Source organism: Nostoc sp. (assembly GCF_035638895.1).
Lineage (GTDB): Bacteria > Cyanobacteriota > Cyanobacteriia > Cyanobacteriales > Nostocaceae > Nostoc.
The window spans coordinates 1-12,582 of record NZ_DASQZC010000640.1 but is presented as its reverse complement, the minus strand read 5'-3'; the positions used below and the strand labels follow the sequence as shown (position 1 = coordinate 12,582).

Here is a 12,582-nt window from a genome sequence, read left to right as displayed (position 1 = left end):
ACTAATGACTAATGACTAATGACTAATGACTAATGACAAACCAAATTAAAATTGCTGTCATCGGAGTTGGGCGTTGGGGAGTGCATTTGCTGCGGAATTTCTTAGCACATCCCCAAGTAGATGTAGTTGCTGTAGTAGACCCCCATCCAGAACGATTAGCGGCGATAAAACAGCAGTTTAACTTAGATAATAATGTAGTCTTAACAACCCAGTGGGAGGATCTAAAGAAAGTTCCAGGGTTGACAGGGGTGGCGATCGCAACTCCAGCTACCACCCACTATGCTTTAATTAAAGACGCTCTCCAACAGGGATATCATGTTTTAGCTGAAAAACCCCTAACTCTCAACCCAGCAGAATGTCGGGAACTTTGCCATTTGGCAGAGCAGCATCATTTAATACTCATGGTTGACCACACTTATTTATTTCACCCAGCAGTTGAGCGAGGAAAAACTGTAGTACAAGCGGGTAAATTAGGTGATTTACGCTATGGTTACGCGACGCGCACCCATTTGGGGCCTGTCCGGCAAGATGTTGATGCGCTATGGGACTTAGCTATTCATGATATTGCTATCTTTAACGCTTGGCTAGGTCAGATCCCTGTGAAAGTACAAGCTACGGGTACGGTGTGGCTACAGGGAGAGGGGAGTAGGGAGTGGGGAGTAGGGAGTAGGGAAATGACCCACTTACCACTCCCTAGTACAGACGCGATTAATCGCGTCTCTTCCCACTCACCATCTCAAGGTTTGGCTGACTTAGTATGGCTAACACTGACATATCCAGATGGCTTTCAAGCTTATATTCACTTGTGCTGGCTGAATCCCGATAAGCAGCGACGGCTGGGAATTGTGGGCAGCCTTGGTAGTTTGATTTTTGATGAAATGTCGCAATCATCACCTCTCACCCTACTACATGGTGAGTTGAAACAGCAGGGGAATCAATTTATTCCAGTAAATCAAAAGCAGGTGGTGCTGGAATTAGAGCCAGGGGAACCATTGGAGCGAGTTTGCTCTACCTTTGTTGTCTCTGTTCTCAACAATACTCCCTCAGAGGTTTCGTCTGGTTGGGTAGGCACACATTTAGTAGAAATTCTTGCTGCTCTAACAGTATCTCTTGAGCAAGGCGGCAAACCTGTTTTTCTAAACAACTGCTCTCAAATCTAATTTTCCCCTGAAAATAACCGCCCATTGTACTTCATTAATGGAGTTCTTGGCTACATTTTTCAAAGACAGAAGAAATTAGATGCAGCAGTTGTTGCCTACGAAAAAGCCCTAATATTGCCGAAAGACAATTCTATAACACCAGCCAGCGCTCATACTCTCGCTAATCCAAAATGGTATTACCTTTCAGAAGTGCCATTTGCATAAACTTCTGTTTTTGGAAGACTTACCAAGAGAGTTTGCTGCGGCGAAAGACTAATCTCGTAAGTCTCGTTCCCAAGTAACACCTGGAATTTCATCGACTTTTCTTTTTCTACAAATGTTTTAACAGATTTTTTGCTTCCCAAAGATGGACTTTCCCCAGACTGCTGTAGGTTAGAGTATTGGCTTGCTTTTGCCGCATCATTCACAGAGGAAAATCCAAGATCCCCTACATTTTCTTCTTTCTTAGCAACAGGTAACAGCGAAATATCAATCAAGGGTAAGGTAATCTTCAGTGTCGTACCTTGATGAAGTCCGGTACTCTCAAGAGTAATACTGCCTCCCATGAGTTCGATTAAGTTTCGTGAAATTGCTAGTCCCAGTCCAGTCCCTTCAAACTGGCGGCTGGTTGTGCCATTCACCATCACAAAGGGGCGAAATAGTTTGTGCTGTTGAGTGGGATCAATCCCTATACCTGTATCTTTAACTATTACCACCACTTGAGATTTACCATTACTACGTTGAATTTCTGTAGCAATGGTGATGCTTCCTGTGTCGGTAAACTTAGTGGCGTTGCCGATAACATTAATCAGTACTTGCTTCAGTTTTGCTGCGTCTGCCTTAATTGGTATTGCTTGAGGATCTAACTCGCATTTCAATTGCAAGCCTTTTTGTTGAACATTAACTGATTGTAAATTAATCACCTCTAACAATATTTGTCGGAGATCAAGAGGTGTGGTGACTACAGAAAGCTTCCCTGCTTCGATTTTAGAAATGTCAAGTAAATCATTAATAATATTTAACAAATGAAGCGTTGTTTCATCAGCACGTTTGAGAAACTCCATTTCTTCTTCCCGGCTATCACATAAACCATCTTCAACCAGGCGAATGCAGTTAATAATAGTATGTAATGGGTTTCTCAATTCATGGGAAGTCGTAGCCAAAAACTGGCTTTTAATCTGGTTAGCATTTTTTGCTTCTTTCCAAGCTATTTCCAGTTCTTCCGATCCAGCTTTGAGCCGTTCTACCATTTGATCTAATGCTTGGGCCAGTTGATTGAATTCCCGGATTTGAAAATTGTGCGGAACTGGTTGTGCGGCGTGGTGAGAGTGAATATTTAGAGCGTAGTCTCGCAATTCTTCTACAGGACGTGCTAAATAAGGAGCTAGATATAGGGATGCTAACAAACTTGCACCAATCAAACCAACTGTCAAAACGATGAGAATGAGTTTGATTTCCTCTAAACCAAAAAGTGCATTATCGACACTAGTAACAGCTAAGATTATCCATTTTTGCTGCTGTTGGGTAAGTGGATTTGCAATAGCCGTATAGCCAGCTACTAATTCGTTTCCCTGTGTAAAAGACAAATTTATCGAATTGTTTTGCCCCGCGAGCGCATTTTTAATTATGCTCTTAAGTTGGGGAGCATTTGGGTGCTGATTAATATTAGTTCCCACCCAGTCTGTGAATGGGTGTGCCAAAATTGTGCCATCTTCAGCAATCACTACCATAGTGCCTGTGAGCGATCCCGGCGGATTTCTGGTTTGTTGGTACAATGCAGACTGAATACTTAAGCTGTAAACTAAATTTTTTCGGCTATCGAAGACTGGTGCAGATAACACTACTTGCAATTGATTTTGTGTGTTTCTTTTTCCAGTTATTCCTGCTTTTGGCGGAAAGATTGCTTTGACATCAATTCCGTCGCTAGGTAAAGGTAATGTCAATTCTCCAATTACTTGATCCCCACAGCTACTAGCAACTATTTTCTGGCTTAACAGATTCGTTAATTGGATGCATTCAATACTGGCTGGAAGTTGTTGCTTTAACTGCGTGAGAATTTCTTGCTTTTGTATAGGCGCCGACGGAATAACCGTTGTTTTACTTACACTCAGCAAATTAGCTTTTAAAATAGCGATCGCATCTCCAATTCTCTCCCCTTTACTGATAGCGCTTTCTGTTAAATTTTGACGTGCAATTCCCAATATGCTAGAGCGTGCCTTATTCAAGGCAACAATCTCGCCTATAAGTAAAACTGGAACGAACAGAAGCAGTATTCTCGTTACTAAAATTCGACGAAAAGATGATTGGCGGTGATTAGTCATCGAGTGTCTCACTTTGCATCTGCAAACCACAACAGCAAAGATATGTAATTAGATGAGCTAGATGAGACATTTTATTAAATAATCAGAATTTTATTTTCAATGTTTAAAATTAACAAATTGCTATGATTCAAAAAGAAACGTGGTATACCAAAACTCATATATGCTAGATTGAGAAACTGTTTGTGTTGCATATAAATACAGTGGTGAAATTATAAAAGAGTAGGTTGCAGGCATGGATTTTTTTTGGGAATCTATACACTAGCAAAGAAAATATTCAAACTATCAAATCAATTTAATGTTGCAACATCGTCCTCACACTACAGTTGTTTTAGCAATGAGTGCAGATGGTAAAATAGGAGATTTTAGGCGATCGCCTGCTCGGTTTGGCTCAAGGGTTGATAAAGCACACTTAGAAAAACAAATCGCTGCCTGTGATGCGGTTTTATTCGGTGCTGGCACTCTGCGGGCTTACGGAACAACACTTACTATATCAGATCCAACTCTAGTGCAACTTCGAGCGCAAGAAGGGAAGCCTCCGCAGCCAGTTTATATAGTGACTACACACTCTGCAAACCTCAATCCGGAAATTAAGTTTTTTAAGCAACCAGTTAGACGCTGGCTACTCACAACAACAGCAGGGGCAGTTTCATGGAAAGGACGTTTAAGGACGCTTCACTCAATGGGAACCAGAGCAAAGGAATGCCCTCCAGAATTTGAGCAAATTCTGGTTTTTGAAACACCAACGCGAGAAATAGATATTTCCGCAGCTTTAAAGTATCTAGCCACTTTACATATAACACGCTTGGCGGTTTTGGGTGGAGGTGAATTAGTCGCGTCCTTGCTGGGATTAGATTTAATTGATGAATTATGGCTGACTGTCTGTCCGTTGATTTTAGGTGGTAATACCGCACCCACTCCTGTAGATGGGAAAGGATTTTTACCCGATTTAGCTCCCAAACTGCAACTTTTAGAAGTTCATACAGTTGAGCAAGAAGTGTTTTTGCACTATCGCCTGCAACGATCAGCAGATTAGATTACGCTAAATAAGGGATTGGGTACTGGGTGTTGGGCAGCGGATATGGGTATTCTCCTTATCCTCCTACTCCCCAGTCCCCAGTCCCCAGTCCTCAGCCCCCAGTCCCTAAAAAGTGGAACAACTTAAGCCTCGCTATTCTGTCGTTTGGACGAACAAAATTGCTGAAGTACCCCAAAATGCCTGGAATGCTTTGGCAATGCCACTCAAAACACCGTTTTTAGAATGGGAGTGGCTAAACAATATTGAAACCTCCCATAGTGCTACAGCTAAAACTGGTTGGTTGCCTAATCACTTGACATTGTGGCGAGATAGAACGCTGATTGCTGCTGCGCCACTTTATCTCAAAGGACATAGTTCTGGTGAATTTGTTTTCGATCACCAATGGGCAGAGTTAGCCGATCGCATCGGAGTCCAATATTACCCAAAATTGCTGGGAATGACACCATTTACTCCTGCCGAAGGCTATCGCTTCTTAATTGCCCCAGGAGAAGATGAGGACGAAATCACCGCGCTCATGGTGCATGAAATTGACACTTTTTGCGCCAAAAATCGAATTTCTGGGTGCCATTTTCTCTATGTCGATCCCCAATGGCGTCCGATGCTGGAACGGCATGGTTTTACAACTTGGCTGCACCACAGCTATGTGTGGGAAAATACTGGGTTTAAAACTTTTGATGACTACTTGAAACTTTTCAACGCTAATCAGCGCCGCAACATCAAGCGGGAACGCAAAGCTGTGGAAAAAGCCGGTTTACGATTACAACCTCTAACTGGTGATGAAATCCCTCAGTCTTTGTTTCCCTTGATGCACCAATTCTATGCTGATACCTGTGATAAGTTTGGCTGGTGGGGTAGCAAGTATCTCACACGGAGGTTTTTTGAGCAGTTACACGCCGATTATCGCCATCGAGTCTTGTTTTTTGCTGCATATAGCGAGGAAGATAACTCTCATCCTTTAGGAATGTCTTTTTGTTTATTTAAAGGTGACAAACTCTATGGACGCTATTGGGGGAGTTTTCAAGAAATAGATTGCTTACATTTTGATGCTTGCTATTATGCGCCGATTGAGTGGGCGATCGCTAACAATATCCAACTTTTTGATCCTGGCGCGGGTGGACGCCACAAAAAACGCCGTGGTTTCCCGGCTATGCCCAATCACAGTCTGCACCGCTTTTACAATAATCGTTTAGGGCAAATTTTACGTCCCTATATTAAGGAAGTGAATCAACTCGAACAGCAGCAGATTGAGGAAATTAATGCAGAGTTGCCATTTAGTAACCGAGATTCTTAAAAGTTTGCCAAGGCAGAGGGTGAACGACGAATTACACTTGATATAGAGTGAAAAAACCCTCAAGAAAGAAATTTCTTTTTAAAATGCTTATGGATTTGATGGTTGAAAATTTAGTTGCAATTGATGATAAACTTTCCCAGCGTCATATTGACCTTGATCCAGGTGGATATTTCATTATTTACTTGGATCGAAATGCCGGATTAATTTATACCAAGCATTTTACAAATGTGATTGACGATCGCGGTTTAGCTATCGATCCCGAAACGGGGAAGGTAATTCCTGCACGAGGAAAGGTAGAACGAAGTCATACGACGCTTTTTAGCGGGAGGACGGCCAAAGAACTTTGCGTGAAAATATTTGAGGAAACTCAGCCCTCTCCTGTAACTCAATTAAATCATGCAGCTTATTTGGGTCGAGAATTTGTTCGGGCTGAGGTAGCTTTAGTCACAGAGCAAGAGTATGTTCAAGATTAAACCAATTTTAGATTTTTAATTTTGGATTGAAGGAAAAATCTAAAATTGAACAACTCTCCCATTACCCATCAGATGATGGCTGATTTATCTGATAGATATAGTAAGTCGCCATTGGGATAACGGTGGCGGCAATTAACAATCCTACTACCCAAGCAGTAGCGTTACCTTGGTCAGTTTCGCCTGCTTTCTTGAAGGTTCCTTCTACCTGTACATTGTTAGCTATTTGGGGTGGCCCTGGATCAGCTTTGCCAGAGAGGACAGCGACAAGGCGATCGCTTGCATCTAGAAATGCCTGATTGTATTTGTTACCATTGCGTAACGGCACACTGACTGTTTCAGTAGCTACACTCTCGGCAATAGAGTCAGTAAGCAAAGGCTTGACCTGATCCCCAGTAATAATGGCAGTACCATTAGTAACCGTATCAATAACCAATAAGGTTTCATTAGCTTGGGCTTCTTTTGTAGGAAACCATTTTTCAAACAGTTCTTTAGTGAAGCTTTCCGGTGTTTCCCCGTAGTCAAGGCGGCGAACAGTAATAATTCTAACTTCCTTACCTGTTTGCTTTGCCAAATCCTCGAAAGCGCTGTTAATCTTACCTTCATTCAGACGGCTGATAACTTCACCTTGATCCAAAACCCAGGTGTTATTCCCTGCTGTCAGGTTGGGTATTTGATTCACACCTGTGGCAAAAGCAGGTGCGGCAAGCAGTGAGGTTGCTAAAATAACCATCACTAAAGGGAGAATTAGCTGGATAAGGTGTTTTTGACTGTTAAATACTTGTTTAAAAAGCTGTTTCATCGTGTGATCCCTAAGACAGACTTGCACCAAAAATACTACAGAACCACTGCAAAAATCACTTAGTTCCCGCTTTTCTCCAGTATTAAATTTCTGCTACTGCCAGCAGATATGTATTTTACGGGACTTTTTGATTGCACAAACTTGTTCTGAGGGTGGTTGCAAGAATTAAATTGACAAGAAATTCCGCCCATTTTGGGGATTAAGCCAAAAACATAGGGCGGAATTTGCAAACCATCTAGAAATGATATCGTATAATCAAGATTTTTGGCAGTAAGCATATTTTTTCATATCTGCAAGTAGCTTTTGCTGCTGTACCCATAGATGCGTTTATATCTGCATTTTTCGGATATTTTCGCTAAATTTATATCAATATAATATGTACATGACCATAATTTTAACTAACGACGACGGCATTGATGCCCCTGGTATCCGAGCGCTGCTCAAAGCTGTAAACGGCAAAAATACTATTATCGCTGCTCCTGCTGATCATCAGTCTGGCTGTGGACATCAAGTTACCACCACTCGTGCCATCAACCTCCAGCGACGCTCTGAGACTGAGTATGCGATCGCAGGCACTCCCGCCGATTGTGTGAGAATTGCCATAACACAAATTCCCGCAGATGTCAAATTTGTGCTTTCAGGTATCAACGCTGGGGGCAACTTGGGAGTCGATTCCTACATTTCTGGCACAGTGGCTGCTGTGCGAGAAGCCGCAATGCACGGTATTCCTGGAATTGCCATTTCTCAATATCGCAAAGCCAAGCAGAATTTTGATTGGGATATGTCCGCCAAATTCACAGTTGAAGTTTTAACGGACTTACTCCAGCGTCCTCTAGAACCGGGAAGCTTTTGGAATGTGAACTTGCCGCATCTGCAACCAGGAGAACCAGAGCCGAATATGGTGTTTTGCCAACCCTGTACCAGACCTTTGCCTGTAAACTATCGAATTGAAGGCGATAATTTTTATTATGTAGGCGAATATGGTAAACGCGATCGCACTTCTGGTAGCGATGTGGATGTATGTTTTTCCGGCAATATTGCGGTAACTCAGTTGAGGGTTTGACGATTGAACCTAGAATCCAAAATTGGTATTAATCATCTAATGCTTGAATTAAGGACATATTTCAACTTTTATGCAATTCCCGCATAAAAGTTGAATTAAATTAATAGGATATCTAAAGGAAAATTCACAACCATTGAACAATCAACTTTTAATTAAGGAGAAATTACAAGCCACGCTTGAAAAGATTCAAACCAATAGCGATGGCTCTCCCATTACTGATTTGCAGCTAGACAAAACCTTAGTCGAACAAATAGAACAATTGACGACAGAATTAGAGAGTGTCAATCCCAATCCCAATCCTCTTCTCTACGCTACTTATTTGTTGGAAGGAGCTTGGCAACTGCAATACTCTACTGCGAAAGAAATCCGTACTTTAACTTCTCTCCCATTAGGATTAAACCTAGGTAAAGTTTATCAAGTGATTGATGTTGCAAATAAATTGTTTTTCAATCTAGCTAAAGTGAAACATTCTCTGGGGCTAGTATCAGGATATGTCAAAGTGACAGCTAGCTTTGAGCCAGCCAAAGAAGATTTAGAGCCTCTAGCGAACAAACGTATTAACGTTTATTTTGACAAACGCTACCTATCGATTGAGAACATTGTTGGCATTAATACCCCTAAACTCAACCCATTTAAGGTTGTCCCAGCGAATAATCCTACTAGCAGACCTGCGACACTAGATATTACTTACTTAGATGAAACCTTAAGAATTGGACGTGGAGGAGATGGAAGTTTATTCATTCTTAGTAAATCTTATGATTTACCTGACTTCAACTGCTAAACCTTAAATTGATCGCGCCGCCGAAAAAATATGGCTCTCTCAATAACACATCTTTTCACCAAGGCAAAACCAGGTTCTGCGATGGTAGAGCTTAAAACATTAAATTTAAAAGTAGGTCATGGTATAGAAGAAGATATTAACGCCGATCCTATAAGTCCAAGGCAAGTTTTAATTGTTAAGTATGAAGATATTTTAGATTTATCAATTAAACCAGGAGAATTACGAGAAAATATTGTGGTTACAGGTATAGAATTTAATAATTTTATCCCTGGTTCTCTGCTAACCTTTGAAAGTGGTGCCGCAATTCGCCTCACTTTTTACTGCGAACCGTGTAAGCAAATAGCCCACTTGGTAGAATCATTAAAGAGCATCCAAGGTAAAAGAGGAATTTTAGGCGTAGTTATTAAATCAGGTAAAATCCAGGTTGGTAGTAATTTTCAGGTTCAACCTAATAAATTTTCAGCATTATCTGAAAATCCATATCAACGATTCCTAAATTTTATCATCAAAATTCCAACTGGGAAAGTAGTTACATATAAACAGATCATCAAAAGTATAGGAGTAGATAATAGTTATTTAAGAGCTATTCCTACATATTTGAAAAAAACCTCGGCTGCTGATTATCCAGTACATAGAATATTAGATTCTAAAGGCCATTTGATAAATTATGTGAACCAACAAAAAAATAAGTTAGAAAATGAAGGAATTAGAGTTTTAACAGAAGCAAATTCATTAAGCAACTTAAACAAATTTTTTGTAGATATTAAAGATTATCAATGGACAGATGACACTATATATTTAGAATAGAGATTACTGAAGTTTTCATAATATTTGATAGAAAAATACTTCGTTTAATCAAGATAATCCCTGGTTTTTGATTTGTTTAGAAGTAGCTTCCATAAAGTCGATAAAAACTTTTATCAGCTTATGAATTCCCTCACTACCTCCTGCAATTAAACCTCCTGTCAGCAATGCATCTAAACAACGGAAAATAATTACTTGTATTGAATTATCTAAATCAATAACTATAAGTGGCTCGATTGAACGAATACCTATTGCACTCATTAAAAGACCAAATAAAAGGGATGTCCATAGAGCAATTATTCGTGTATCAGATTTATATGCTGTTTTCTGGCGCTCTTTTTCATTTATATCATCAATTTGTGGCTTGAATATTTTTAACGGTTCTTGTTGGTTTTGTGTAAAGTTTTGGATGATTTGTTGCTCTAAACTCATTCCTTCAGGTGGGAGTCCACTGATTTGATTAGATTCTAAAGAAGAGAATTGGTTTTGTTGTACTTCCATAAGTCTTATTTTTTCCGACAGTAGAGCCTTTTTTTGCTGAATACTAATATCTAATTGTTCAACGAATGCTCCCCGCCAAGTAGTTATAAAAACTTCTAAAGAACGCTCCAATAGCAAAGAAATAAATAATTGTAAGGTAAGTAGCTGGATAATATCATTAAGCCCAAATGGTTTTAAAGCGAATGGTTTAGATGATAACCAAGTTGACAAAGTTACTACTAGAAAACTAATAATAATTAATACAATAAATAGAGGAGATTCTGGAGAAAGCTTTAGCAACGTATCTATACTCCTATTTAGCGTCACAATATCTAACACAGCCTGGAGGTGAAAACTACACCTGCTGAGTAACTTAACAACGTTAATTTGATAGAACAGTAAATAATTTATTACCCGACCATTTTTTTCAGCCGTGTGATATGGTATGCGACTGTAGAAGCGATGTTTTCAACGGGCTAGGCCTACGCACAGGGTAATCTAATGGTTCGTGACAGCAAAGCCATTCTAGCTAAAAGTATTGCTACACAAGCATTCTAGAAGTAAACGATAGGCTTGAACGCACTGTGCAAAGCCGGGCGAGGGGCGGCGTCAAATATAAAAAGGTGCGTTGGAGAGCAACCCTAGAGCAAGCGTAGCACCAACTAAAAACCCCTCCAAGGTTGGAGGGGTTAAAGTAATTTTTGGTAATAAGATGGCGATTAGGGGAAGACAGCAGCTTTTCCTCCTTTGTGTGTAAAGCATTTTATAAATCCCTTATGAACCTCTGCAACGCTGTACTAGTAAGATAAATTATTAGTGTTACCTAATGAGGTCAGCTGCGACTCGACGGCATTTAAGTAACCTATATCATTCAAAGCTTGTGCTGGTAACTTTTTAGCGTTGACAGCAGCCTTAACCACATCTAGTGCAGTCAGGCTTCCTGTTCGGTATTGAGAAACGAAAGCACTACCACTAGGAATACCTTGTGCTTTCAAGTTACCTTGATAAGCTAGAAATGCAGCATCAAAGGGTTTGAGGTAGCTGACGTTCGTAAAATGAGTGAGTAAATTATTAGAGTTGATAGCTATAGGTTCGCCACTATTATTAGTAGTTATTTGAGCGCCACCGATTCCAGGTAATAAAGCAATTGAACCAACAATGAGTACAGAATCAATCAAGGTGGAGAATTTCATAGGGTTATCCTTAGTTACAGTAAAGTGCAAATAGTGTTATTGAGTAATAGAGTCTTATTTTTTATCAGTCTCAGCTTCCTGCGCTCAGGTTACCTAAGCGGTTGGTTTATTCGTCACCCATTCGGGTGAGCTAATTGAGCGCAAGAACTGAAAAAATAAATCGAGAACAAAGTTCAGGACAAACTTGAACAGATATATATTTAACTGAGGCAATCTAAAAATTTATGCAGCGCTGTTACTCAGTTGTAGAGTTAATTTGGAACAACCTATGAATTAATAGATTGTGATAAGACAACTCTACCTCCCTTGATTGATCGAGATAGCTAAGAGCTTGGTTACGCGAGTGGCCAGGCTTTTTCGTAACAATCCTCTGGAATAGGCGCGTAAGTCCTATGTGCATAAATTCTCTAAGAGAACTGGAGAGCGTAAGCGCAATCCGTCGTAGACATTGCCCTTGCTTTTAAAGTTTGTAAAGGAGGTTCTTCATTCGTAAAGGAATTTTCCTATATATAGGAATCGTATTTGATTTTTGAAATTATCTACGTGGGCGGGGAGTGGGGAGTAGGGAGTAGGGAATAAGGAATTAGGCTTTTCGATCTGTACCGAGCTTTTTCAGAAATCAAACAAATATTAGTCCTATATATATGTAATGGTGTGCATGGGTAACAGAACCCAAGGGTGCTGGGCTACATCTACCCACTTCTTACCTTTAAATAAGCAAAGCTAATAACGTATATTAGGTTTACTGAAGTAATAAAACTTGATTAAATTTTGTAAAGCATTGTAAAGTAGTTTCACAGGCAAAGACAAACCAGCCTGATTATAAAATAACTAACCGCACTTATAAAACCATGACAACAACCTTACAACAGCGCTCAAGCGCCAACGTATGGGATAGATTCTGTGAGTGGATCACCAGCACCAACAACCGTATCTACATCGGTTGGTTCGGCGTAGTAATGATCCCCACCCTGCTAGCCGCTACCGCTTGCTTCGTAATCGCCTTCATCGCTGCACCTCCAGTAGACATTGATGGCATCCGTGAACCAGTTGCAGGTTCCTTAATCTACGGAAACAACATCATCTCTGGTGCAGTAGTACCTTCCTCCAACGCCATCGGCTTGCACTTCTACCCAATTTGGGAAGCAGCATCTTTAGATGAGTGGTTGTACAACGGTGGCCCTTACCAATTGGTAGTATTC

At 40.4% G+C, this 12,582-nt stretch carries 11 protein-coding genes and 1 pseudogene; 8 read left to right on the top strand and 4 right to left on the bottom strand.

Annotated elements, in window-relative coordinates:
• The first annotated feature begins 32 nt into the window (after positions 1-32).
• Entirely contained in the window at positions 33-1,160 is a 1,128-nt protein-coding gene (locus VE944_RS30770; protein WP_324986551.1) for a Gfo/Idh/MocA family protein, read from the top strand.
• A gap of 176 nt (positions 1,161-1,336) precedes the next feature.
• Here the strand turns inward: VE944_RS30770 and VE944_RS30765 are convergent, their stop codons facing one another.
• Positions 1,337-3,460, bottom strand: coding sequence for an ATP-binding protein (locus VE944_RS30765; protein WP_324986548.1), 2,124 nt, complete (start codon positions 3,458-3,460; stop codon positions 1,337-1,339).
• A 295-nt stretch (positions 3,461-3,755) separates the two neighbouring features.
• On the opposite strand from VE944_RS30765, the gene VE944_RS30760 reads away from it, so the two are divergent.
• The 3 genes from VE944_RS30760 to VE944_RS30750 all read left to right on the top strand — a co-directional run bounded on the left by VE944_RS30760 (position 3,756) and on the right by VE944_RS30750 (position 6,260).
• Positions 3,756-4,493, top strand: coding sequence for a RibD family protein (locus VE944_RS30760; protein ID WP_324986545.1), 738 nt, complete (start codon positions 3,756-3,758; stop codon positions 4,491-4,493).
• Between the two features lie 115 nt (positions 4,494-4,608).
• A complete protein-coding gene (locus VE944_RS30755; RefSeq protein WP_324986542.1) occupies positions 4,609-5,787 on the top strand; it encodes a GNAT family N-acetyltransferase in 1,179 nt (392 codons plus the stop codon).
• An 89-nt stretch (positions 5,788-5,876) separates the two neighbouring features.
• A complete protein-coding gene (locus VE944_RS30750) occupies positions 5,877-6,260 on the top strand; it encodes a DUF4346 domain-containing protein (RefSeq protein ID WP_324986539.1) in 384 nt (127 codons plus the stop codon).
• 61 nt (positions 6,261-6,321) lie between these two features.
• On the opposite strand, the gene psb32 is transcribed toward VE944_RS30750, so the two are convergent.
• Positions 6,322-7,059 (bottom strand): photosystem II repair protein Psb32, encoded by a 738-nt coding sequence (gene psb32, locus VE944_RS30745; protein WP_324986536.1) that lies wholly within the window; start codon positions 7,057-7,059, stop codon positions 6,322-6,324.
• Between the two features lie 382 nt (positions 7,060-7,441).
• On the opposite strand from psb32, the gene surE reads away from it, so the two are divergent.
• The 3 genes from surE to VE944_RS30730 all read left to right on the top strand — a co-directional run bounded on the left by surE (position 7,442) and on the right by VE944_RS30730 (position 9,710).
• The gene (surE, locus tag VE944_RS30740) at positions 7,442-8,122 is read left to right on the top strand and encodes a 5'/3'-nucleotidase SurE (RefSeq protein ID WP_324986534.1); all 681 of its coding nucleotides are present in this window, start codon (positions 7,442-7,444) and stop codon (positions 8,120-8,122) included.
• A 133-nt stretch (positions 8,123-8,255) separates the two neighbouring features.
• Positions 8,256-8,903 (top strand): PAP/fibrillin family protein, encoded by a 648-nt coding sequence (locus VE944_RS30735; protein ID WP_324986531.1) that lies wholly within the window; start codon positions 8,256-8,258, stop codon positions 8,901-8,903.
• A 30-nt stretch (positions 8,904-8,933) separates the two neighbouring features.
• Positions 8,934-9,710, top strand: a complete 777-nt coding sequence (locus tag VE944_RS30730; RefSeq protein WP_324986528.1) for an MGMT family protein — start codon at positions 8,934-8,936, stop codon at positions 9,708-9,710.
• Between the two features lie 48 nt (positions 9,711-9,758).
• On the opposite strand, the gene VE944_RS30725 is transcribed toward VE944_RS30730, so the two are convergent.
• Positions 9,759-10,487, bottom strand: coding sequence for a hypothetical protein (locus tag VE944_RS30725; RefSeq protein WP_324986525.1), 729 nt, complete (start codon positions 10,485-10,487; stop codon positions 9,759-9,761).
• A gap of 497 nt (positions 10,488-10,984) precedes the next feature.
• Positions 10,985-11,380 carry a hypothetical protein gene (locus tag VE944_RS30720; RefSeq protein ID WP_324986522.1) on the bottom strand — a complete coding sequence of 132 codons (396 nt, stop codon included), beginning with the start codon at positions 11,378-11,380 and terminating at the stop codon, positions 10,985-10,987.
• 851 nt (positions 11,381-12,231) lie between these two features.
• On the opposite strand from VE944_RS30720, the pseudogene VE944_RS30715 reads away from it, so the two are divergent.
• Positions 12,232-12,582, top strand: a pseudogene (locus VE944_RS30715) (photosystem II q(b) protein); the annotation flags it as partial.

What these genes read in the sequence shown, in the direction of transcription:
- VE944_RS30760 (WP_324986545.1), top strand. Translation starts at nt 3,756, where the DNA reads ATGTTGCAACATCGTCCTCACACTACAGTTGTTTTAGCAATGAGTGCA.
- surE (WP_324986534.1), top strand. Translation starts at nt 7,442, where the DNA reads ATGACCATAATTTTAACTAACGACGACGGCATTGATGCCCCTGGTATC.
- VE944_RS30750 (WP_324986539.1), top strand. Translation starts at nt 5,877, where the DNA reads ATGGATTTGATGGTTGAAAATTTAGTTGCAATTGATGATAAACTTTCC.
- VE944_RS30765 (WP_324986548.1), bottom strand. Translation starts at nt 3,460, where the DNA reads ATGACTAATCACCGCCAATCATCTTTTCGTCGAATTTTAGTAACGAGA.
- VE944_RS30730 (WP_324986528.1), top strand. Translation starts at nt 8,934, where the DNA reads ATGGCTCTCTCAATAACACATCTTTTCACCAAGGCAAAACCAGGTTCT.
- VE944_RS30770 (WP_324986551.1), top strand. Translation starts at nt 33, where the DNA reads ATGACAAACCAAATTAAAATTGCTGTCATCGGAGTTGGGCGTTGGGGA.
- VE944_RS30720 (WP_324986522.1), bottom strand. Translation starts at nt 11,380, where the DNA reads ATGAAATTCTCCACCTTGATTGATTCTGTACTCATTGTTGGTTCAATT.
- psb32 (WP_324986536.1), bottom strand. Translation starts at nt 7,059, where the DNA reads ATGAAACAGCTTTTTAAACAAGTATTTAACAGTCAAAAACACCTTATC.